Raw genomic sequence first — 22,578 nt, forward strand, 5'->3', positions numbered from 1 at the left:
GCCCTGGTCGTCGGCGCGCGGGAACTCCCACCGTAGTCGGATCCTCACCAGACTGTCACGCAGCGGAACCGCTCACGGGATCGGACGGCGGGCGGAACCAGGCCGGGGGCGCCCGGAGACAACGAGGTCCGGGGCGCCCCTTCCCACCTCGACGGAGGCTCACCGCATGCGACTCAGGTTCTGGCGCTGCCGGCGCTCGACGCCACCCGCCGCGCTCCCCCGGCGTACGCCCAACACGCGACCGGCGTGGGTGACCGCGCCGACGGGGGTCTTCCCGACCGATGGCCCGGGACGCCCGGGGCGGCTGACCCGGGCGCAGGAGTGGCGGGCGAACGGCGGCCACTGGCTACCGTCGCCGCGCCGGGTCGAGGAGGGCCCGCGCTGATGCCGCGCTACCGCCCGCACGTCGCGGCGCGCCCGTCCTGGCGCTGCCGGGTGTGCGGCGCCGCGTGGCCCTGCTCCCCGGCCCGGCTGGCGCTGCTCGGCGAGTACCGCGAGAACCGGACGGGCCTGCTGATCTATCTCGGCGCGCTGATGTACGAGGCTACGGGCGACCTGGCCGACGTGAACGGGCAGGTCGTGCCGGACGGGCTGGCCGACCGCTTCCTGAACTGGGCGAGGGCGCGATGACCAGCACGGCCGATCGGATCAGCTCTGGTGGCACGCAAGGCCGGGGCGCGGGCCGCTCAGCCGCGGACCGCCCGCAGCAGCGACAGCACGGCGGCGCCGAGCAGCAGCAGCCCGGCGCCGGTGCCGACGACCAGGCCCGCCGCCACCCCCGAGGTGAGCGCGGTGACCAGCCCGGCCAGCGCGACGACGCACATGGCGACGCCGAGGGGCCGCAGCAGCGGGTCGCGCAGCACCGGCACGAGGGGGAAGAAGTGCAGCCCCACCACGGCGCAGACCAGCACCGGGATGAACTCCGACCAGCCGGCGAGACCGAGCACGGCGGCACCCAGCCCGGCGGCGGCGAACTCGGCGACGACGATCAGCAGGTAACGGCGGTCGGCGGTGCGGTCCCGGGCGACGGCGGCGACCCTCCGGCTCCGGGCCACCACGACCGCTCCGGCCACCGCGGTGAGCAGCGCCGCGCCGCTGGCGACGACGAGCAGGCTCCGCATCGGTTGGTCGGCGGCCGGCACGCTGAACCAGATGGTGGCGAAGACCCCCAGGTAGAGCGCGCCCAGCCCGGCCTGCCGGCGGGACTGGAACTCCAACCTCGACATGTGACCCCCGTGCTCGTCGCCGGGCCGGCACCGTGCCACCGGCCCGCCGATGCTACGGAACGGGTCGCAAAAGGCTGACGCCCCCGCCGCCGGTGGACGTGCGCGACTCAGTCGACCAGGGTGCGGCCGGTGAGGTGAAGGAAGACGTCCTCCAGACTGCTGCGCCGGACCAGCACGTTGGCGGGGTGCAGGCCCAGCGCGCCGACCTCGGCCACGGCCGCGTCGCCGTCGTGGACGTAGAGCAGGATCCGGTCGGGCAGCACCTCGACCCGCTCCCCCAGGCCGTCGAGCTTGCCGGCGAACGCCTCCTGCGACTCGGCGGCGAAGCGCAGCTCCACCACCTCCCGGGTGGAGTGCCGCTCGATCAGCGCGCGGGGCGAGCCCTCGGCGACGATCCGGCCGCCGTCCATCACGACCAGGCGGTCGCAGAGCTGCTCCGCCTCGTCCATGTAGTGCGTGGTGAGCACCAGCGTGACGCCCTGCTGCTTGAGCCGGAACAGCCGCTCCCACACCAGGTGCCGGGCCTGCGGGTCGAGGCCGGTCGTCGGCTCGTCCAGCAGCACGATCTCAGGCTCGTTGACCAGCGCGCGGGCGATGGTCAACCGCCGCTTCATGCCCCCGGAGAGCGGCTCGACCTTGCTGTCGGCCCGCTCGGTGAGCTGGACGAAGTCGAGCAGCTCGGCGGAGCGGGCCCGGGCCACCCGGCGGGGGATGCCGAAGTAGCGCGCGTAGGTTGTGAGGTTTTCCCGGACGGTCAGCTCCGGGTCGAGGTTGTCGAGCTGGGGGCAGACGCCGAGCCGGGCCCGGATGGCCGGCCCGTCGCGGACGGGATCCATGTCGAGGATCCGCAGCTCGCCGCCGCTGGGCGGGGAGATGCACCCGATCATCCGCATGGTGGAGGACTTGCCGGCGCCGTTGGGCCCGAGGAAGCCGAAGGCCTCACCGGCGCGCACCTCGACGTCGATGCCGTCGACGGCGGTGAAGTCGCCGAACCGCTTCACCAGCCCCCGCGCCCGGATGAGTGGCTGAGGCGTGGTCACCGCCCGACCCTAACCGCCCGGTCCGACACGTCCCACCGGTTTGTCGGGCGGGACGCGGGCGCACGGAGAGCGACGACGCTACTCTCCGTCGCGGCGCCGCCGGTGCAGGCGTACCCGCGTCGGCCGGTGGACGGGGCGGAGGATCCGGAGGGCGTTGTCGGGATCATAGTGGACAAGATGGATTCAATCGCCGCCGGACATTCCGCATTGTCGCCCGTTCCGGTCCACATTCCGATCAAAAGGCGACCACAACCGCAGCTTCTCTGCGTAATTGTCCACTCGCCACCATTACCGACTGCAATCATGGCCGGCAATATTCCCTAAGGTATGCAATTCGCGTATCGTGCCCCCTCGTGTCACCAGTACGTTCTTCCGGAGATCCCGCCCCACAGCCACCTTCCGTGGGCCCGGGATCCACCGTGGACGAGGACCCGATGCCGCTGCCGCCGGAACCGCCCGACAAGACGGATTCCGCCGGCGCCGATCCGCGCGACCTCGCCGCCCAGTTCGAGGACGAGAAGCCGGGACGGGTCCTCTCCGGGCCGGTCGGCGTCCTGATCACCGGCACCACGCTCGCGGTCGCGCTGCTCGCTCTCTGGCAGGTGTTCAGCCCGCTTCCGCAAGGCAGCAAGTTCTACCTCGTCATCTTCCTGGCCGGCGTCCTGCCGGTCGTCTTCCTGGCGTACCCGGCGAACCTGCGGCTGCCCGAGCGGCTGCGGCGCGGGGCCCGACGAGCGGACGGGGAGAGCCGGCCCGACACCGGCGACCGCGACGAGGGCGGGGGCGGGGGCCCGACCGTGGTCGACTGGGTGCTGGCCGCCGCGGCGCTGGTGAGCTGCCTCTACCCGGTGCTGCCGGTCCCCCTCGGCGACGGCGGCGGCGGGTACGACGCCTTCCTCGACCGGCAGGGCCTGCTGGTCGGGGTCGACGTGGCCATGGGCACCGTGTTGCTGCTCCTGCTGCTGGAGGCGTGCCGGCGCACCACCGGGTGGATCCTGCCGGCCGTCTGCCTGGTCTTCCTCGGCTACGGCTACTACGGCGGGCTGCTGCCCCAGTCCTGGCCGGTGGCCCACGCCGGCCTCGACTTCGGGCAGCTCGTCGACGCCTTCTACAACTCCGACAGCGGCTTCTACGGCACCCCGCTCGACGTCGCGGCGACGTACATCGTGCTGTTCACCATCTACGGCGCGGTGCTGGACCTCTCCGGAGCCGGGCGGTTCTTCGTGGAGCTCTCCGCCGCCGCCTTCCGGCGCTCCCGGACGGCGGCCGGCCGCACGGCCGTCGCCTCGGGCTTCCTGCTCGGCACCGTCTCCGGCTCGGGCGCGGCGACGACGGTCAGCATCGGCGCGGTCACCTGGCCCGTCCTGCGCCGGGCCGGCTACCCGCCGGAGCGCGCGGGCGGCATGCTCGCCGCGGCCGGCGTCGGGGCGATCCTGTCCCCGCCCACCCTCGGCGCGGCGGCCTTCATCATCGCCGAGTACCTGGGCGTGTCGTACCTCCAGGTGCTCGGCTGGGCCACCGTCCCGACGGTGCTGTACTACCTCGGCATCCTGCTCGCGGTCGAGATCGACGCCCGGCGCTCGGGGGTGCGCCCGGTGGTGCTCGACACCGCCTCCCCGTGGCGGCTGCTGGGCCGGTTCGGCTACCACTTCCTGTCGCTGCTCGCGATCGTCGTGCTGCTGGCCGTGGGCTTCTCCGCGACCCGGGCCGTCGTGGTGGCCACCGTCCTGGCCGCGGTGCTGTCCTTCCTGGACCGGCGGCACCGGCTCACCCCGGCCCGGCTGCTGGCCGCGCTGAGCGCCGGCGTGCGCGGGGTGCTCGCGGTGAGCGCGGTCTGCGCCGCGGCGGGCATCATCACCGCCACCACCACCAAGACCGGCCTCGGTCCGCAGGCCGCGGCGCTGCTGGTCAGCGGGGCCAAGGCCGTCAGCTCGGAGCCGGCCGTGGTGCTGGCGCTCACCGCGCTCCTCGCCGCCGTCGCCCTCACCCTGCTCGGGCTGGCCGTGCCGGTCACCGCGTCCTTCGTGATCGGCTGGGTGATCATCGGTCCGGCCCTGCTGGACCTGGGCGTCACGGCCCCGGCCGCGGCGATGTTCGTCTTCTACTTCGCGGTCCTGTCCGAGGCCTCCCCGCCGACCGCGCTCGCCGCCGTGGCCGCCGCCGCCGTGACCGGCGGCCGGCTGGTGCCGACCATGTGGCAGACCCTGCGGTACGCCCTGCCGGCCTACCTCATCCCGCTCGCCTTCGTGGTCACGCCGACGGGCCTCGGGCTGCTCGGCATCGGGGGCGCGCAGCGGATCGCCGTGGCGGGGGCGGTGGCCGCCCTCAGCGTCGCCGTGCTGGCGGTGGCGGCGGGCGGTTGGCTGCCCGGCGTCGGCCCGGCCGGCACGCCGGAGCGGATCCTCGGCGCGCTCGCCGGGCTGACGCTGCTCTGGCTCGAACCCGTACCCGTCGCCGTCGGCGCCGCCCTGGCTGCCGTCATGGTGGCGGGTGTGCTCGTCAGACGCGGCACCGCCGGCCCGACCGGTGTGCCGTCAGCAGGTGCAACGGTCACCCATGGGGAGGAGAAACAGTGAGACGGATCAACGTGCGGATCGCCGCGGGGGTGGGCACGCTGGCGCTCGTCGCGGCGGGCGCCGCCGGTTGCGGGGGCCGTCAGGACGGCGCCACCAAGGACGACGCCGCCAGCGAGATCACCTGCAAGGTCACCGAGAGCACCCGCGTCGGCATCGCCACCGGCAACGCCACCGGCGTCTACTACGTGGTCGGCAACGCCCTCGCCGGGCAGCTCTCCGGGGCGACCGACGGCAAGCTGAGCGGCACCGCCGCCGAGACCGGCGCGTCGGTGCAGAACGTCGAGCAGCTCGTCGGCGGCCAGTACGACGTCGCCTTCTCGCTGTTCGACACGGCGGTCAACGCGGTGCAGGGCAAGGGCAGCTTCACCGCCCCGCAGCCGGTCGAGGCGCTCGCCCGGATCTACGACAACTACACGCAGGTCGTCGTCCGGGCCGACGCGGGGATCGCCTCCGTCGCCGACATGAAGGGCAAGAAGATCTCGACGGGCTCCCCCAAGTCCGGCACCGAGGTCATCGCCAACCGCCTGCTGGAGGCCGCCGGCCTCGACCCGGCCAAGGACATCCAGGCGCAGCGGCTCGACCTGACCAAGACCGTCGAGGGCGTCAAAGACGGCAGCATCGACGGCTTCTTCTGGTCGGGCGGGGTGCCCACGGGCGGAGTGACGGACCTGTTCACCACGGCCGGCGACAAGGTGAAGTTCCTCGACATCACCCCGCTGCTGCCCAAGATGGCCGAGCTCAACCCGGCGTACCAGGCGGGGACCATCAAGGCGGACGTCTACCAGACGGCGGCGGACACCCCGACCATCGTGGTTCCGAACGTGCTGCTGGTCCGCAAGGACCTCAACGCGAACGTGGCCTGCGCGATCACCCGGACGGTGTTCGACAGGAAGGACGCGCTGGCCCAGGCCAACCCGGCGGCCAAGGGCATCAGCCTCGACACCGCCCGCAAGACCGACCCCGTGCCGCTGCACCGCGGCGCGGCCAAGGCGTTGCAGGACCTCGGCGCGAGCTGATCCGTCGGTGCCGGGTCCGGGGCGTCCCGCCCGGGCCCGGCACCCTCCCGACCCACCCCGGAAGGCCCGCGTGTCGCTTCCCGACCCCGCCGGTGTGCGCCGGCACCACCGGCCCACCGACCACACCGACCGGCTGTGGTCGGTACGCACCCAGCTGCTCGCGCCGATCCTGGTGGCCACGGTCGGTCTGGTGGTGCTGGGGGCCACCCAGACCGCCACCGCGCTGGACGCCTCCGCCGACGCGGACCGCGCCCGGGTGCTCGCCGGCACCGCGACGGCCACCGTGCGCCTGGTGCACGAGCTGGAGCGCGAACTCGGCGAGACGGCGGCCCTGCGCCAGCGGGGCGGCTCGACCGGCCGTCCCCTCGTCGAGGCGCAGCGGCGGCGGGTCGACACCTCCGTGGAGCGTTACCGCGGCGCCAGCCGGGACGCCCGCCGGGCCGCCCCGGACCTCGGCCAGGTGCTCGACGGCGCCGACGCGCAGCTCGGCCAGCTCGCCCCGGCCCGCCAGGCCGCGCTCAACGCCACCACCGCCGACCCGACCTACCTGGCGCTGGTCGAGTCACTGCTCGCCGTCGCCGACGCGCTGCCGGCCCAGGTCCGCGACCGGGACCTGGCCAACGGGGCCCGGGAGGTGGCGGCGGTGGCCGCCCAGGAACACCTCGCCGCCCTGGAACGCGACCTGCTCCGCACCGTCTTCGTGCGGGGCGCGCTGGCGGACGGGGAACTGGTCCGCCTCGGCCAGTTGCGCGGCGCGCAGGAGCAGCGCCAGGCCGAGTTCTCCCGGATCGCCGGCGGGCGGTCGGCGGACGCGTACGCCCGGCTGGTGACCGGCACCGACGTCTCCACGGCGCGGCGGATGCGGGACAGCGCGCTCAACGCGGAGACCGAACCGGGCGGGCTGCGCACCGACGGCGACGCCTGGTACGTGGCCCAGAGCGGCGCCATCCGCCGCTACAACCTGCTCGGCCGGGAGCTGTCCGAGGAACTCGACCGGCAGGCCGCCGGCCTGGCCCGGGACGCGCGGCGGCGGGCCCTGGTCACCGGTGGCGCGACCACCGCCGTCGCACTGGCGTCGCTGACCGCCGCCGCGCTGCTCGCCGTGCGCACCAGCCGCCGGCTGCGCCGGCTGCGGGTCGCGGCGCTCACCATGGCCCACCGCGAACTGCCGGAGCGGATCACCGCGATCGCGGCCGGCGACGGTACGCAGACCGAGGGCGCGGCCACCCGGCTCACCGCCGGCATCCGGCAGGGCCGGGACGAGGTCGCCCAGGTCGCCCAGGCGTTCGACACGGTGAACCGGGCCGCGCTGCGGCTGGCCGGCGAGCAGGCCGAGCTGCGGATGGACGTGACCCGGATGGTCGAGGCGCTGGCCCGGCGGATCCGCACCCTGATCACCCGGCAGCTACGCCTGCTCGACGAGTTCGAACGCGAGGAGACCGACCCGGACGCCCTGGCCCGGCTCTTCGCGCTGGACCACCTCGCCGCCCGGATGCGGCGCAACGGGGAGAACCTGCTGGTCCTCGCCGGCGGCGAGCCCGGCCGCACGCACGAGGGCGCCCACCTGCTGACCGACGTGATCCGGGCGGCCGCCTCGGAGATCGAGGAGTATCCCCGGGTGGAGGTCGACGTGCCCACCGCCGCGGTGCACGGCGACGCCGTCGGCAACCTGGCCCACCTCCTCGCCGAGCTGCTGGAGAACGCCACCGTCTACTCGCCGCCGGACGCGCCGGTGCACGTCGACGGCCGGCGCACCGTCGACGGGCTCACGCTGCGCGTGCACGACCGGGGCATCGGGATCAGCGACGGCCGGCTCGCCGCGATCAACGAGCGGCTGCGCGTCCCCGCGATGCTCTCCAGCGCCGCCGCCGGCAGCATGGGCCTGCACGTGGTGTCCCACCTGGCGGCCCGGCACGGCGTGCGGGTGCACCTGTACGCCACCGGCGCGGGCACCGTCGCGCAGGTGGACATCCCGGAGTCGGCGCTGACCCGGGTCGAGTCGGTCGCCCCGCGGCCCGCCCCGCAACGGCGTACGCCGGAGCCCGCCGCCGCGGCCCCCTGGTTCCGGCCACCGTCCACCCGGGCCGTCCCGCCCGTGTCGACCGGCGCCCGGCCCGGCGAGTCGGGTGACCCGGCCGCCCTGCCCGACATGGCCGGCATCCACCGCGCGCCGACGGTCGCGCTCCCGGTGCTCAAGGCGCGGCCGGCCGGCCCCGCCACCGCGCCGCCCCCGCCGGTCTCCGTTCCCGCGCCGCCCCCGCCGGGCCCGGCGCCGGCCTCCACCACCGGGGTCGGGCTGCCCCGCCGCACCCGGGGCGGCCAACTCCCGGCCGCGCTGCACGACGCCCCCGCGCCGCCGCCGAAGGACGACCTGCTCGACCCCGAGTTGGTGCGCTCCCGGCTGTCCGCGCTCGCCGAGGGCGTCGCCGCCGCGACGCGACGTACCCAGCAGACGACACCCCCCAGGAGAACCCCATGACCCCATCCGCGAGCGCCGGCCTCGACTGGCTGCTGGCCAACTTCGCCGAGCAGGTGCCGGACGTGTCGCATGCCCTCGCCGTCTCCGGCGACGGGCTGCGGCTGGCGGCCTCCCCCGACCTCGCGGCGGACCAGGTGGACCAGCTCGCCGCCGTGATCAGCGGCCTGGCCAGCCTGACGGTCGGCGCCGCGCGGCTGATGTCCGCCGGCCGGGTACGCCAGCAGATCGTCGACATGGACGGCGGGGTGATGCTGGTGATGGCGGTGGGCGAGCGCGCGCTCGTCGGGGTGCTGGCCGCGCCCGGCTGCGACCTGGGCCAGATCGGCTACGAGACCGCCATGCTGGTCCAGCGGGTGGCGGAGGCGCTGGAGCCGGCGGTCCGGGCGTGACCGGACGGCCCCGACGGCTGCTGGCGGCCCTGCTGGCGGCCCTGCTCGCCGCCGGCTGCGGCACGTCCGAGGCCGGGCCGCAGCCCTGGCACGACGGTCGCATCTTCCTCGCCACCGGCAACACCACCGGCGTCTACTACCAGCTCGGCGGCGGTTACGCGGACGTGATCAGCCGCCACCTGCCCGGCTACGAGGCCCGGGCCGAGCCGACCGGGGCGTCGGTGGAGAACATCAACCGGCTGGCCAGCGGCGACATGGAGATCGCGTTCAGCCTCGCCGACACGGCCGCGGACGCGGTGCGGGGGCGCGGGGCCTTCGAGGGCCAGCCCCAGCCCGTCCGGGCGCTGGCCCGGGTCTACAGCAACTACACCCATGTGATCGTCCGGGCCGACGCGAAGATCACCGCCCTGTCGGGGCTGCGCGGCAAGCGGGTGTCCACCGGCTCCCCGAAGTCCGGCACCGACATCATCGCCGGGCGCCTGCTGACGGCGGCCGGCCTCGACCCGGACCGGGACGTCCGCCGGGCCACGCTGTCGCTGCCGGAGACGGTCAAGCGGATGCGGGCCGGCACGCTCGACGCGATGTTCTTCTCCGGCGGCCTGCCCACGCCGGGCATCGCCGATCTGCTCTCCAGCGCCCCGGGGACGTTCGCGCTGCTGCCGATCGCCGACCTCATCGAGCCGCTCGGCGCCCGGCACGGCTCGGTCTACACCACCGCCGAGCTGCCGAAGGAGGTCTACCGCACGACGAGCGCCACACCGACCGTCACGGTGGCGAACGTGATCCTGGTCGGCGCCGACATGCCCGACCAGTTGGCGTACGACCTGACCCGGCTGCTCTTCACCTACCAGGCCGACCTGGTCGGCGTACACCCGGAGGGCGGCAACTTCACCCGGCAGAGCGCCGCCGGCACCGACCCGATCCCGCTGCACCCCGGGGCGGCCCGCTTCTACCGGAGCGGGTGACCGCGCCGGTCAGGCGTCCGCCGGGGTGGTGGCGGCGCGGGCGGCGGCGACGAGACGGTCGGTCTCGGCGAGCACGTCGGGGTCGTCCGCCGGGGTGCCGGGGTCGAGGCGGACCGTCCAGGTGAGGCCGTCCACGCCCGGCGCCCGCCGCGCGGCGACCCGGCCGGCGCCGCCGGGGACCGGGTGGTGCCGGGTGTACGCCACCGAGCGGGTGACCCGCTCCCGCACCTGGTGCGGCAGCTCGCCCGGGTCGAGCAGCAGGTAGGTCTCGGCCGGGCAGTCGGCCACCACCAGGTAGCCGTCGCGCTCGGCGACCGGCTCGGCCGGCGTGACGGTGAGTTCCCGGCCGGACCAGACCGCTTTGAGGATGTCGTGCCAGCCCAGCCGGTGCGCCCGGCCGGGCAGCCAGAGCCCGAGGTTGCTGGCCACCACCACGCCGTCGCCCTCGCCGTTGCCGGCCGCGGCCCAGGCGAGCACCCGCTCGTCGGGGGCCAGCGGCGGCCGGGCGGCCGTCGGCAGCTTCGGCCTGCGGCGGAACAGTCCCATCTACAGCCCTCCCGCGGCCTGCTCGCGCAATGCCCGGGCGTGCTGCTCCAGCGAGAGCAGCTCGCCGAAGGCGGCGAAGTACTCGTCCTTGTTGTTGACCGGGTTGATCCGCTGGATCCGGGACTTCAGGTCCCTGATCCGGCCGGTCACCGAGCCCCACTGCAACCGGGCGATCGTGACCGAGACGTAGCGCGGGTCGGGGTCGCCGTCGATGCGCAGCGGCTCCACGGCCAGCTCGCCGACGAGCGCCCGGGCCGCGAGGTCTTCGCAGGCGTCGCGGACGGACTCGATCCAGACCGCGCCGCCGGTCGCCGTGGCGGCCCCGCCGACGGCCGCGACGGCCGCCCGCACCGCCACGTGTACGGGGTGGCGGTACTCCGACGCCTCGACCGCGTCGAACATCGGCCCGGCCAGCACCGGCTCCTGGAGGGCGAGCTTCAGCGCCTCCCGCTCGACCATCGACTGCGGGTTGTCGACGACCGGCTCGGCCGGGGCGGGGCGGGCCGGCGGGTTGTCCCGACCGGGCGGGGCGGACGCGGCGGCGAGCACGGCCCGCTGCACCGGCTCGATCTCCATGCCGAGGTCGCCGGCGAGCTTGCGGACGTACTCCGGGCGCTTCTCCCGGTCCTTGATCTTGGCCACCAGCGGCGCGGCCCGGCGCATCGCCTCCACCCGGCCGTCGACGGTGTCGAGGTCGTACCGGCTGATGACGTGCCGCAGCGCGAAGTCGACCAGCGGCTCGCGGCGGGCGACCAGGTCGCGGACCGCCATGTCGCCCTTGGCCAGGCGCAGGTCGCACGGGTCCATGTTGTCGGGGCTGACCGCGATGAAGGTGCGCCCGACGAAACGCTGGTCGTCCTCGAAGGCCCGCAGCGCGGCCTTCTGGCCGGCGGCGTCCCCGTCGAAGGTGAAGATGATCTCGCCGGCTCGTTCGTCGCTGTCGAAGAGCACCCGGCGCAGCACGCCGATGTGGTCCGCGCCGAACGCCGTGCCGCAGGTCGCCACCGCTGTCGGGACGTCCGCCAGGTGACAGGCCATCACGTCGGTGTAGCCCTCGACCACGACCACCTTGCCCTGCTTGGCGATCTCCCGCTTGGCCTGGTCGATGCCGTAGAGGACGTGCGACTTCTTGTAGATCGGCGTCTCGGGGGTGTTGAGGTACTTCGGGCCGTCGTCGTCCTCGAAGAGCTTGCGGGCGCCGAAGCCGATGACGTCGCCGGTGATGTCGCGGATCGGCCACATCAGCCGCCGCCGGAACCGGTCGATCAGCGTGCCGGAGCGCGACGGCCGGGACAGCCCGCCGGTGACCAGCTCGTCGTGGGTGAAGCCCTGCTGGCGCAGGTGCTTGGTGAGCAGGTCCCAGGCGTCCGGGGCGAACCCGCAGCCGTAGCGCTCGGCGGCGGCCCGGTCGAAGCCGCGGCGGGCCAGGAACTCCCGGGCCGGGCGCGCGCCGGCCGTGGTGAGCTGGGCGCGGTAGAACTCCACGGCGGCGGCGTGCGCGGCGACGAGGCGCTGCCGCTGCCCCTGCTGCGGGCGGGGCCGCGGCGCGGCGGAGTCGCCCTCGACGTAGCGCAGCTGGATCCCGGCCCGGGCGGCGAGCCGCTCCACCGACTCGACGAAGCTGAGGTGCTCGGCGTCCATCAGGAACTTGATCGCGTCGCCGCCGGCGCCGCAGCCGAAGCAGTACCAGACGTTGCGGGCGGGCGAGACGTTGAACGAGGGGCTCTTCTCGTCGTGGAACGGGCACAGCCCCTTGAGGTTGCCGCCGCCGGCCGACTTCAGCGTCACCGTCTCCGAGATGACGTCGGCGATCGAGCTGCGCTCCCGGACCAGCGCGATGTCCTCGTCCCGGATCCGCCCAGCCATGTCCGCCACCCCCTCGCCGTACATCCTGCCCTGCCCGACCGGCGGCGCGCGGCCGGGGGACGCCGGGTGTGGCGACCACCGCCGCCACCTCGGCGGTTCCGCCGGCGCGACCGCCTCACCCCGGGCGGGCCGCGCCGGTCACCGCGGCCGGCGCCGCAGGTAGCGCCGCACCGGCGGCGGGTCCTCCTCCTCGTACGACCGGGCGGCGCGGATCGCCGCGGCCAGGCCGTAGCGGCGGACCCGGGGCGGCGGGTTGACCGCCGGGTCCAGGGCCATGTCCCGGACCAGCGCGACGGCCAGGCCGAGCATGACCACCACGAACGGCAGCGCGACCAGGATGGTCGCCTGTTGCAGCGCGTCCAGCCCGCCGACCAGCAGCAGCACCGCGGCCACCGCGCCGATCAGCACGCCCCAGACCACGACCAGCGCCCGGTGCGGGCGCAGCGCGCCCCGGGAGGTCAGCGAGCCGAGCACCAGCGCGGCGGAGTCGGCGCCGGTGACGAAGAAGAGCGCGACCAGCACCATCGCCAGCAGGGTGGTCAGGCCCGCCAGGGGCAGGGCCTCGAGCAGGCCGAAGAGCGCCCGCTCGGTGCCCGCGCCGACGTCGGCGACCAGGTCCCGGGCGCCGGTGGCCTGCACCCGCAGGGCGCTGCCGCCCATCACCGCGAACCAGACCACGCTGGCCCCGCTGGGCACCAGCAGCACGCCGACGACGAACTGCCGGACGGTGCGGCCCCGGGAGATCCGGGCGATGAAGATGCCGACGAACGGGGCCCAGGAGATCCACCACGCCCAGTAAAAGATCGTCCAGTTGCCCAGCCAGGTCGGGTCGGAGAACGCGCCGGTACGGGTGGACATGGTGATCAGGTGGCTGAGGTAGTCGCCGACCGACGCGGGCAGCACCTCCAGCGCGTAGATGGTCGGGCCGGCCACGAACACGAAGACCATCAGCGCGACGGCGAGCACCACGTTGGTGGTGGACAGCCACTTGATGCCCTTGTGCAGGCCGGAGAAGGCGGAGACGACGAAGGCCAGGGTGAGGGCGGCGATCACCACCAGCTCGACCGCCGTGCTGTCCGGCACGGGGGTGACCAGGTCCAGCCCGGCGGCGACCTGGAGGGCGCCGAGGCCGAGGCTGGTGGCCGAGCCGAAGACGGTGGCGAAGACGGCCAGCAGGTCGATCACCCGGCCCACCGGGCCGTCCACCCGCGCGCCGAGCAGCGGCTGGAACGCCGCCGAGATGCGGTTCTCCCGCCCCTTGCGGAACGTCGAGTACGCCAGCGCGAGCGCCACCACCGCGTAGATCGCCCACGGGTGCAGCGTCCAGTGGAAGAGCGTGTACTGCATCGCCACCGCCCCGGCCGCCCCGGTGTTCGGCGCGACGCCGCTGGCCGGAGGCGGCGCGGCGTAGTGCTCGATCGGCTCGGCGACGGCGTAGAAGACCAGGCCGATCCCCATGCCGGTGCTGAACATCATCGAGACCCAGGCGAGGGTGCTGAACTCCGGTTCGTCCTCGTCGGCGCCGAGCCGGATCCGGCCGAACTTCGTCGCGGCGATGACCACCGAGAGCACCAGGAAGGCGTCGGCGGCCACCACGAAGAACCAGCCGAAGGTGCTGATCACCCAGCCCAGGCCGGACTCACCGAAGCCGGCCAGGGACCCCCGGCCCAGCACGCCCCAGGCCACCACGGCCAGCACGCCGCCGACGCTGAGCGCCAGCACCACCGGGTCGACCCGGCCCACGGCCTGCGGCCGGTCCCGCACCTGCTCGCTCATGCTCACCCCCCGCCCATCCTGCTGGGCACGGGGGCGACACACGGCGATATCGGGCGAACGCCCGCTCCCGGGGTGCCCGGGAGGGCCACTCAGGCGGGGACGGCGGCGGACTCCTCGGCCTCGACCTGGCGGTTCCAATCGGGCTTGCTGGCACGCCAGCCCTCGTCGTCCATGCCACGGCGCCAGTAGCCGGAGATGGAGAGCCGGTCGCGGGGGACGCCACGCTCGACGCGGAGCAGGCGGCGCAGTTCCTTCACGAAGGCCGCCTCGCCGTGGACGAAGGCGTGCACCTCGCCGGGCGGGAACTCCAGGTCGCGGACCGCCGCGACGAGGGCCTCCCCGACCGGGCGCCCGCCCCGGTGCAGCCAGGTCAGGCGCACCGCACCCGGGCTGACCAGCCGCTGCTCCTCGGCCGGGTCGGCGACCTCGACGAACGCGACGGCCGGGGCGTCGGCCGGCAGCCGCTCCAGGGCGGCGGCGATCGCCGGCAGGGCGCTCTCGTCGCCGACCAGCAGGTGCCAGTCGGCGTCCGGGCTCGGGGCGTACGCGCCGCCGGGGCCGACGAAGTGCACCGGGTCGCCGGGGCGCAGCGCGGCCGCCCACGGCCCGGCGAGCCCCTCGTCGCCGTGGTGCACGACGTCGACGGTCAGCTCCCCGACCAGCGCGTCCCAGGCCCGCACCGTGTACGCGCGCAGCCGGGGCCACTGCTCCCGGGGCAGGTCACGGCGGATCGCGGCGAGGTCCATCGGGCTCGGGTGGTCGACCCCCGGCACCGGGAACACGATCTTGATGTAGTGGTCGGTGAACTCGCCCACCGGCAGGCCGGTCAACTCCTCCCCGCCGAGCACGAGCCGGATCAGGTGGGGGGTGGGCCGCTCGGTGCGCAGTACCCGGGCGGACGTGACCTTCTTCGGGCGCTCCGTCATGCTGGTTAGGCTAACCTAAGTACGTCGGGTCGCCCATTCCCGCCCCTCCGCCGGGCGCGCCCCGGGCGCGCCCGGAGCCGGGCGCCAGCCGCGCGTGCCAGGCCACGGCCGCCGGATCGGTGAGCGAGGCGACCTGGTCGATCACCACCCGGAGCCGGGCGGCGTCGTCCGGCGCGGCCCGCCAGAGTGGGGCGAAGACCGGGTCCAGCGCGTCCGGCGCCCGGCCGGCCAGGGCGTGCACCAGGTCGGCCAGCACCTCCTGCTGCCGCCGGTAGCGGCCCTCGGCGCCGGGGCGGCGCATCACGTACCGCAGGGCGATGCCCTTGAGCAGCGCGCACCGCGCCCGGATCCGCCGGGGCACCACCAGGTCGGAGGCGTACCGGCGGTGCGGGCCGGGGCCGTACCGCTCCTCGGTGGCCGCCACGACGGTCGAGACGAAGCGGCCGGTCAGCACGCTGGTGGTCGCCTTGAGCGCGGCCAGCGCGCGGTGGCTGCCGTCGTAGCCGGCCAGCGGGGCGAGCACGGGATCGTCGAGCAACTCCCGCAGCACCTCGTCGAGGTCGGCCGGGGACTCGCCGGAGTAGGTGGCCGCGACGTCGGCGCAGAGCGCGGCCCGCTCGTCGGGGTCGTCCAGCAGCGGGCGCAGCGTCACGTACCCGCCGTGGATGCCGTCCTCGACGTCGTGCACCGAGTACGCGACGTCGTCGGCCCAGTCCATCACCTGCGCCTCCAGGCAACGCCGGTCGTCGCCCGGGCCGCCGGCACGCAGCCAGGCGAATACTGGCAGGTCGTCGGCGTACACACCGAACTTGCGCTGGTCCGGACGTCGGGGCCACGGGTACTTGCTGACCGCGTCGAGCGAGGCGCGGGTCAGGTTGAGGCCGGCGGACGTGCCGTCCGGGGCGACCACCTTCGCCTCCAGCCGGGTCAGCACCCGCAGCGTCTGCGCGTTGCCCTCGAAGCCGCCGCACCCGGCGGCCAGCACGTCCAGCGCGTCCTCGCCGTTGTGCCCGAACGGCGGGTGCCCCAGGTCGTGGGCGAGCCCGGCGGTGTCCACCACGTCCGGGTCGCAGCCCAGCCGGGCGCCCATCTCCCGGGCGATCTGCGCGACCTCCAGCGAGTGGGTCAACCGGGTCCGCAGGAAGTCGTCGGTGCCGGCCGTGTGCACCTGGGTCTTCGCGGCGAGCCGCCGGAACGCCGCCGAGTGCAGCACCCGGGCCCGGTCCCGCTCGTGCGCCGACCGCCCGTACCCGGTGTCCTTCGGCGGCTCGCCGACCCAGCGGGCCGTGTCCGGGTCGTCCGGCCCCGGACGCTCAGTCCGCACGCTGCCGCAGCACGCAGAACTCGTTGCCCTCCGGGTCGGCGAGCACGGTCCATTCGACGTCGCCCTGGCCGATGTCGACGTGCCGGGCGCCCATGTCGACCAGCCGCTCGACCTCGGCCTCCTGGTCGTCTGGGCGCAGGTCGATGTGCAGCCGGTTCTTGGTCTCCTTGTCGTCGGCGACGGGCACGAAGGTGATGCCCGGCAGCCGGTCGGCGGACCGGCGGATCTCCACCCCGTCCGGCTGCTCGGCCACCACCTGGTAGCCCAGTGCCTCGGCCCACCAGCGGGCGAGCCGGGCCGGGTCCCGGGCGTCGACGGTCAGGCTCTCCCAGGCGCTGCTCATGCCGATCAGGTTACGCCCGGACGGCCCGAACGGCTCGCCGCTGGCGCGCGCCGGACGGGCCCGCAACCTCCGTTCAGACGAGAGTTGTCGGCCGATCGCCGACCGTTACGGGACCTCGGTCCGGCATGGCCGGCGGTAGCGTTCCCGGAGCGGAACGTGACCAGACTGAGGGCCCGACGGTGGGAGTGACACCCGTGAACGCGGACACGATGATGGGAACGGAGTTGCAGGGGCTACGCCTACGCCGCCCCGAGGTGGCGGGCACGGTGCTGGCCGGCACCGACGGCCTGCTGATCTCCAGCGACCTGCCGGCGACGGACGCCACGCACCTGGCGGCGCTCGCGGCGGCGAGTTTCGGCCTCGGCCACCGGGTGGCCGACACCGTGCGGCACGGGGAGTTCCGGGAATCGGTGCTCCGCACCGCGGCCGGCGCGGTGGTCACCTACCCGGCCGGGCGCAACGCCCTGCTGACGCTGGTCGCCGACGGCGCCGCCGACCTGGAGGCGCTGCACGCCGACGCCCGGGCGGTGGCCCGGCGCGCCGGCTCGGTGCTGGACACCCGCCGGCCGATCGGGGTGACGCCGGTACCGGAGGCGCACCCCCCGCTCACGGCCCGCACCTCCAGGGGCACCCTGCCCCGGCGCGTCACCCCCCACACCTGGCGCCGCCCGCCGATCTGAGCCACGCGGGAGCCGACCGACGATGCGGTCGCGCCCGCACGGCAGCGGCGGCGGATCCGCTCCCCCGGGTCCGCCGCCGGTCTGCCGTACGTCCCCGCGTCAGCGGCTGTCGGAGCCGTCCGTCTCCACCGCGGCGCGGCCGGCCTCCAGCCGGGCGACGGGCACCCGGAAGGGCGAGCAGGACACGTAGTCCAGGCCCACCTCGTGGAAGAAGTGCACCGAGTCCGGGTCGCCGCCGTGCTCGCCGCAGACGCCGAGCTTCAGCTCCGGCCGGGCCGCCCGGCCCTCCTCCGCGGCAATCCGGACCAGCCGACCCACGCCGTCCCGGTCGATCGACTCGAACGGCGAGATGCCGAAGATGCCCAACTCCAGGTAGCGCCAGAAGAACGCGCCCTCCACGTCGTCCCGGGAGAAGCCCCAGCCCATCTGGGTCAGGTCGTTGGTGCCGAAGGAGAAGAACTGCGCCGCCTCGGCGATCTGGCCGGCGGTCAGCGCCGCCCGGGGCACCTCGATCATCGTGCCGATCAGCACGTCGACCGCCTTCTCCCGGGTCACCTCCTCGATGATCTTCTCCGCCTCGGCGCGTACCGTCTCCAGCTCCTGCACCGCGCCGACCAGCGGGACCATGATCTCCGGCCGGGGGTCGCCGCCACACTGGGCACACGCGACCGCCGCCTCGACGATCGCCCGGACCTGCATCGCGAAGAGTCCGGGGATGACCAGGCCGAGGCGGACCCCACGCAGGCCCAGCATCGGGTTCTCCTCGTGCATCCGCCGGACGGCGGCGAGCAGCGCCTCCTCCTGGGCCACGTCCTCGCCGCGCTCCTGGGCGACCGCCACGTTGACCGCGAGCTGCTCCAGCGGGGGCAGGAACTCGTGCAGCGGCGGGTCGATCAGCCGGACGGTGACCGGCAGCCCGTCCATCTCCCGGAAGATCTCCACGAAGTCGGCCCGCTGCAACGGCAGCAGCGCGCCCAGCGCGGCCTCCCGCTCGGTCTCGTCGCGGGCCAGGATCAGTCGCTCGACCAGCTCGCGCCGGTCGCCGAGGAACATGTGCTCCGTGCGGCAGAGCCCGATGCCCTGCGCGCCGAAGCGCCGGGCCCGGGCGGCGTCCGCGGCGGTGTCGGCGTTCGTCCGGACGGTCAGCCGGCGCGCGGCGTCGGCGTGCGACATGATCCGGTGTACGGCCCGGACCAGGGCGTTGTCGATGTGCTCCGGGTCGAGGCTGCCCTCGAAGTACTGGACCACCTCCGACGGCATGACCGGCACCTCGCCGAGGTAGACCTTGCCGGTGGTGCCGTCGATGCTGACGACGTCGCCCTCGGTGACGGTCTGCCCGGCGACCGTGAACTTCCGCTGCGGGATGTTGATTTCCAGCTCGTCCGCGCCGGAGACGCAGGTCTTGCCCATGCCCCGGGCCACCACGGCGGCGTGGCTGGTCTTGCCACCCCGCGAGGTGAGGATGCCCTTGGCGGCGATCATGCCGTTCAGGTCGTCCGGGTTGGTCTCCCGGCGGACCAGGATCACGTCCTCTCCCTCGGCGGCCAGCTCGACCGCGCGGGCGGAGGTGAAGACGACCTTGCCCACCGCCGCGCCCGGGGAGGCGCCGATGCCCTTGGCGACCGGCTGGAACTCGTGGTCGAGCTGGAAGCGCGGGAACATCAGCTGGGCGAGCTGCGCGCCGTTGACCCGGTGCAGCGCCTCGTCGAGGTCGATCAGGCCCTCGTCGACCAGTTGTCCGGCGATGACGAAGGCAGCCGCGGCGGTGCGCTTGCCGACCCGGGTCTGGAGCATCCAGAGCTTGCCGCGCTCGATGGTGAACTCGATGTCGCAGAGGTCCTTGTAGTGGCCCTCCAGCCGGGCCATGTAACTGAGCAGCTCGTCGTAGGACTTCTTGTCGAGCTTCTCCAGCTCCTGCAACGGCACGGTGTTGCGGATGCCGGCGACCACGTCCTCACCCTGGGCGTTGGCCAGGTAGTCGCCGTAGATGCCCTGCGCGCCGCTGGCGGGGTCGCGGGTGAACGCGACGCCGGTGCCGGAGTCCGAGCCGAGGTTGCCGAAGACCATCGCCACCACGTTGACCGCGGTGCCGAGGTCGGCCGGGATCCGCTCCTGCCGCCGGTAGACCACCGCGCGCTCGGCGTTCCACGACTCGAAGACCGCGCGGATGGCCAGGTCGAGCTGCTCGCGCGGCTCCTGCGGGAACTCCCGGCCGGTGTGCTTGAGGAAGATCCTCTTGTACGCGTCGACCAGCCCGCGCAGGTCGTCCGCGTCGAGGTCGAGGTCGTTCTGGGTGCCCTTGGCACGCTTGGCGTCGTCCAGCGCGTGCTCGAACTCCTCGCCCGGCACCTCGCAGACGGTCTTGCCGAACATCTGGATCAGTCGGCGGTACGAGTCCCAGGCGAACCGGTCCGCACCGCCGGCGGCGGCCTGGTCGCCCGAGCCGCCGGCCTGCCGTGCGAGCCCCTGGACGCTGCGGTCGTTGAGGCCGACGTTGAGGACGGTCTCCATCATGCCCGGCATGGAGAACTTGGCCCCGGAGCGGACGGAGACGAGCAGCGGGTCCTGCGGGTCGCCGAGGCGCTTGCCCATCGCCTGCTCCAGCGACGCCAGGTGCGCGGCGATCTGGTCGGCCAGCCCGTCGGGCTCCTCACCGGTGGCGAGGTACGCCTTGCAGGCCTCGGTGGTGATGGTGAAGCCCGGCGGGACCGGCAGGCCGAGGTTGGTCATCTCGGCCAGGTTGGCCCCCTTGCCGCCGAGCAGGTCCTTCAGGTCCTTGTTGCCCTCGGCGAAGTCGTAGACGTACTTGTGTTCCACCGTCTCTTGCGCTGCCACCAGAGCCTCCCACGCGCGCCGGTCCGACACTTAACGAAGGTTCAGTTGCTCCATACCCCGGGGCGGACCACCGGTAATCCCGATGCCATCCCGGCTGGTGGGCGAAGGCTAAGCGAACATCGCGTGACCCGGGGCCGTTCGGTGACAATAGGCACAGCCATCACGACTATCCGCGTTCGTACCGGTTTTTGGGAACGCTTCCACGAGCACGATCACGCAACTCCGGCCCCTCCCTCGTACTCTTGACGGCACGCATTTCGGTGAACCTCACCTTTGCCATAACAGCCGCGAATACACCCCCGGGGAGCCATCGCCGTGCCATCCGTTCCCACCGCCTCGGAGCCGCTCGACCCGTCCGCCACCGGGCCGGACGACCCGGCGCCCGGGCACCTCGACCTGCCGGCCCACGCGCCCGCCGCCGCCGACCTGGCCCGGGCGGCGGCCCGGACCGCCGGCGACCTGCTCGCCCCGCCCACCCCGGTCCGGCTGGGCGACGTGGTGCCCGCCCCCGAGCTGGTCGCGCCCGACCCGGCCGCCGACTTCGTCCTCACCGCCGAATCGGCCGTCCGGGTGAGCGCCGACGACGCCGTCCGGGCCGTCGGCGAGCAGCTCGCCGCCCTGCTCCGGCCGGCCACCGGCTACCCGCTGCCGGTCGCCGACGCCACCTGGCCGGAGCCGGCCGGCGGCATCGCGCTGGCGCTGGTCGACGCCGACGACCTCGGCGCGGAGGGCTACCGGCTCGACGTGACACCCGACGGGGTACGCATCGAGGCCGCCACCCCGGCCGGGCTCTTCTTCGGCACGCAGACGCTGCGGCAGCTCCTGCCGGCGGCGATCGAGAGCCCCACGCCGGTCGCCGAGCGCTGGGCGCTGCCGGGCGGCTCGATCACCGACCGCCCCCGGTTCGCCTACCGGGGGGCGATGCTCGACGTGGCCCGGCACTTCTTCGGCGTCCCGGACGTGCTCCGGGTGATCGACCACCTGGCCCGCTACAAGCTCAACCACCTGCACCTGCACCTCACCGACGACCAGGGCTGGCGGATCGCGGTCGACTCGTGGCCCCGGCTGGCGACGGTCGGCGGGGCGTTCGAGGTGGGCGACGGCCCCGGCGGGCACTACACGCGCGACGACTACCGCCGGATCGTGGCCTACGCGGCGCAGCGGCACATCACCGTGGTGCCGGAGATCGACCTGCCGGGGCACACCCACGCGGCACTGACCGCGTACGGGGAGCTGGCGCCGGACCGGGTCGCGCCGCCGCCGTACACCGGCACCGAGGTCGGCTTCAGCTACGTCGACCCGGCCAGCGAGCGGACGTACGAGTTCGTCACCGACGTGCTCGGCGAGATCGCCGCGCTCACCCCCGGGCCGTGGCTGCACATCGGCGGCGACGAGGCGTTCAAGGTGCTCCCCGACGCGTACGCCGCCTTCGTCGAGCGCGTCCAGCGGATCGTCGCCGACACCGGCAAGACGGTGGTCGGCTGGCACCAGATCGCGCCCGCCGGGCACGCCGACGGGCGGGTGCTCCAGTGGTGGGGGACGACGGGCGAGGACCCGGTCACCGCGGACGCCGTCCGCCGGGGCGCCCGGCTGATCCTCTCCCCCGGCAACCACGCCTACCTCGACATGAAGTACGCCCCCGACACCCCCATCGGGCACGACTGGGCGGGCCTCATCGACGTCCGCCGGGCGTACGACTGGGACCCCGCCGCCCACGTGGCCGGCGTCCCCGCCGACGCGGTGCTCGGGGTGGAGGCGCCGCTGTGGACCGAGTCGGTCACCTCGCGGGCCGAGGTCGAGTTCATGTTCTTCCCCCGGCTGCCCGCGATCGCCGAGCTGGGCTGGTCCCCGCGGACGGCGCACGACTGGGCCGGGTTCCGCGACCGGCTGGCCGGGCACGGCCCGCGCTGGTCCGCCGCCGGCATCGCCTTCCACGCCGCCCCGGAGGTGCCCTGGCCGGCGGAGCAGCCGGCTCCGGCCGCGTCCCCGGCGGCGATCCCCACCCAGCGCGGCCCCGAAGGGGCGCCCGCCCCGTCCGCCTGACGTCGCACGCCCGGCGGGCCCGCCAACCGCATGGTGGCGGACCCGCCGGCGCGGCGGCCCCGGCTGCGCCCCGATGTCCTGACGGGCGGCGGCCCCGACTGCGCCCTACGTCCTGTCGGGCGGCTGTCGACGGCCATTCGGCGACCCCGACGACCTGCGCCACCTGTCCCGCATGTCCGGTTCCCGCCGCCCGATATGCCCCTGATGTCGCCACCACGTGCGGCTCGTCCCGTGGCCGGCGCCACCCCGGCGGCGGAATCGTCGGCGGGCCCGGGTCGTTGAACATGGCATACCCGCGGCACTCCCCCGCGCCGCGGCGGCCCGAACGACCGGCGGAATGCGTCGCCGGCCCGGGTCGTTGAGACACCCCGGACGCCCGAGCAGGCCCCGCCGCCGGAGCGATCCGTTCTGACCTCCCCCTCTCGCGGCACGCCGTCCCCCGTGCGCGCCGCACACCCCCGATCGAAAGGTGCACACCATCATGCGTACCGATCTGATCCGTAAGGCCGCCCTGACCGCTGCTGGCCTCGCCTTCACCGGCGGCGCCA

General features: G+C 74.5%; 18 protein-coding genes. 9 read left to right on the forward strand and 9 right to left on the reverse strand.

Annotated features, from left to right (window positions below):
- The first annotated feature begins 166 nt into the window (after nucleotides 1–166).
- On the forward strand, nucleotides 167–385 hold the full coding sequence (locus tag ACGF5G_RS16060) for a hypothetical protein (RefSeq protein WP_393263267.1): 219 nt from the start codon (nucleotides 167–169) through the stop codon (nucleotides 383–385).
- Entirely contained in the window at nucleotides 385–630 is a 246-nt protein-coding gene (locus tag ACGF5G_RS16065; RefSeq protein ID WP_393263269.1) for a flavin reductase, read from the forward strand. Before ACGF5G_RS16060 ends, ACGF5G_RS16065 begins: the two co-directional genes overlap by 1 nt.
- 56 nt (nucleotides 631–686) lie before the next feature.
- On the opposite strand, the gene ACGF5G_RS16070 is transcribed toward ACGF5G_RS16065, so the two are convergent.
- The gene (locus ACGF5G_RS16070) at nucleotides 687–1,226 is read right to left on the reverse strand and encodes a hypothetical protein (RefSeq protein ID WP_393263271.1); all 540 of its coding nucleotides are present in this window, start codon (nucleotides 1,224–1,226) and stop codon (nucleotides 687–689) included.
- Nucleotides 1,227–1,333: 107 nt separating this feature from the next.
- The gene (locus ACGF5G_RS16075; RefSeq protein WP_393263273.1) at nucleotides 1,334–2,266 is read right to left on the reverse strand and encodes an ABC transporter ATP-binding protein; all 933 of its coding nucleotides are present in this window, start codon (nucleotides 2,264–2,266) and stop codon (nucleotides 1,334–1,336) included.
- Between the two features lie 434 nt (nucleotides 2,267–2,700).
- On the opposite strand from ACGF5G_RS16075, the gene ACGF5G_RS16080 reads away from it, so the two are divergent.
- The 5 genes from ACGF5G_RS16080 (at nucleotide 2,701) to ACGF5G_RS16100 (ending at nucleotide 9,691) form a co-directional block, all read left to right on the forward strand.
- Nucleotides 2,701–4,842 (forward strand): TRAP transporter permease, encoded by a 2,142-nt coding sequence (locus ACGF5G_RS16080; protein ID WP_393263337.1) that lies wholly within the window; start codon nucleotides 2,701–2,703, stop codon nucleotides 4,840–4,842.
- On the forward strand, nucleotides 4,839–5,858 hold the full coding sequence (locus tag ACGF5G_RS16085) for a TAXI family TRAP transporter solute-binding subunit (RefSeq protein ID WP_393263275.1): 1,020 nt from the start codon (nucleotides 4,839–4,841) through the stop codon (nucleotides 5,856–5,858). Before ACGF5G_RS16080 ends, ACGF5G_RS16085 begins: the two co-directional genes overlap by 4 nt.
- Nucleotides 5,859–5,928: 70 nt before the next feature.
- The gene (locus ACGF5G_RS16090; protein ID WP_393263277.1) at nucleotides 5,929–8,337 is read left to right on the forward strand and encodes a nitrate- and nitrite sensing domain-containing protein; all 2,409 of its coding nucleotides are present in this window, start codon (nucleotides 5,929–5,931) and stop codon (nucleotides 8,335–8,337) included.
- Nucleotides 8,334–8,726, forward strand: coding sequence for a roadblock/LC7 domain-containing protein (locus ACGF5G_RS16095; RefSeq protein WP_393263279.1), 393 nt, complete (start codon nucleotides 8,334–8,336; stop codon nucleotides 8,724–8,726). The genes ACGF5G_RS16090 and ACGF5G_RS16095 overlap by 4 nt, the downstream gene beginning before the upstream one ends.
- Nucleotides 8,723–9,691, forward strand: a complete 969-nt coding sequence (locus tag ACGF5G_RS16100; protein WP_393263281.1) for a TAXI family TRAP transporter solute-binding subunit — start codon at nucleotides 8,723–8,725, stop codon at nucleotides 9,689–9,691. The genes ACGF5G_RS16095 and ACGF5G_RS16100 overlap by 4 nt, the downstream gene beginning before the upstream one ends.
- Before the next feature lie 9 nt (nucleotides 9,692–9,700).
- Here ACGF5G_RS16100 and ACGF5G_RS16105 read toward each other — a convergent pair whose 3' ends face one another.
- The 6 genes from ACGF5G_RS16105 to ACGF5G_RS16130 all read right to left on the reverse strand — a co-directional run bounded on the left by ACGF5G_RS16105 (nucleotide 9,701) and on the right by ACGF5G_RS16130 (nucleotide 16,472).
- Nucleotides 9,701–10,237 carry a hypothetical protein gene (locus ACGF5G_RS16105; protein ID WP_393263283.1) on the reverse strand — a complete coding sequence of 179 codons (537 nt, stop codon included), beginning with the start codon at nucleotides 10,235–10,237 and terminating at the stop codon, nucleotides 9,701–9,703.
- Nucleotides 10,238–12,127, reverse strand: coding sequence for a DNA primase (gene dnaG, locus ACGF5G_RS16110; RefSeq protein ID WP_393263285.1), 1,890 nt, complete (start codon nucleotides 12,125–12,127; stop codon nucleotides 10,238–10,240). It lies immediately after the preceding gene.
- A 114-nt stretch (nucleotides 12,128–12,241) separates the two neighbouring features.
- Entirely contained in the window at nucleotides 12,242–13,879 is a 1,638-nt protein-coding gene (locus ACGF5G_RS16115; RefSeq protein ID WP_393263287.1) for a BCCT family transporter, read from the reverse strand.
- A gap of 89 nt (nucleotides 13,880–13,968) precedes the next feature.
- Nucleotides 13,969–14,805: a siderophore-interacting protein gene (locus ACGF5G_RS16120; protein ID WP_393263289.1), complete on the reverse strand. Its 837-nt coding sequence runs from the start codon at nucleotides 14,803–14,805 to the stop codon at nucleotides 13,969–13,971.
- Nucleotides 14,806–14,815: 10 nt separating this feature from the next.
- Nucleotides 14,816–16,129: a deoxyguanosinetriphosphate triphosphohydrolase gene (locus ACGF5G_RS16125; RefSeq protein ID WP_393263291.1), complete on the reverse strand. Its 1,314-nt coding sequence runs from the start codon at nucleotides 16,127–16,129 to the stop codon at nucleotides 14,816–14,818.
- Nucleotides 16,119–16,472, reverse strand: coding sequence for a VOC family protein (locus ACGF5G_RS16130; RefSeq protein WP_393263292.1), 354 nt, complete (start codon nucleotides 16,470–16,472; stop codon nucleotides 16,119–16,121). The genes ACGF5G_RS16125 and ACGF5G_RS16130 overlap by 11 nt, the downstream gene beginning before the upstream one ends.
- A 194-nt stretch (nucleotides 16,473–16,666) precedes the next feature.
- Between ACGF5G_RS16130 and ACGF5G_RS16135 the strand changes: the two genes are divergently transcribed.
- On the forward strand, nucleotides 16,667–17,152 hold the full coding sequence (locus tag ACGF5G_RS16135) for a roadblock/LC7 domain-containing protein (RefSeq protein ID WP_393263294.1): 486 nt from the start codon (nucleotides 16,667–16,669) through the stop codon (nucleotides 17,150–17,152).
- A 99-nt stretch (nucleotides 17,153–17,251) separates the two neighbouring features.
- Here the strand turns inward: ACGF5G_RS16135 and ppdK are convergent, their stop codons facing one another.
- A complete protein-coding gene (ppdK, locus tag ACGF5G_RS16140) occupies nucleotides 17,252–19,987 on the reverse strand; it encodes a pyruvate, phosphate dikinase (protein WP_393263296.1) in 2,736 nt (911 codons plus the stop codon).
- Between the two features lie 396 nt (nucleotides 19,988–20,383).
- Here ppdK and ACGF5G_RS16145 point away from each other — a divergent pair, with 396 nt between their 5' ends.
- On the forward strand, nucleotides 20,384–22,030 hold the full coding sequence (locus tag ACGF5G_RS16145) for a beta-N-acetylhexosaminidase (protein ID WP_393263339.1): 1,647 nt from the start codon (nucleotides 20,384–20,386) through the stop codon (nucleotides 22,028–22,030).
- The last annotated feature ends 548 nt before the right edge of the window (nucleotides 22,031–22,578 follow it).

Source organism: Micromonospora sp. NPDC047730 (genome assembly GCF_043204765.1).
Classification (GTDB): Bacteria; Actinomycetota; Actinomycetes; order Mycobacteriales; family Micromonosporaceae; genus Micromonospora.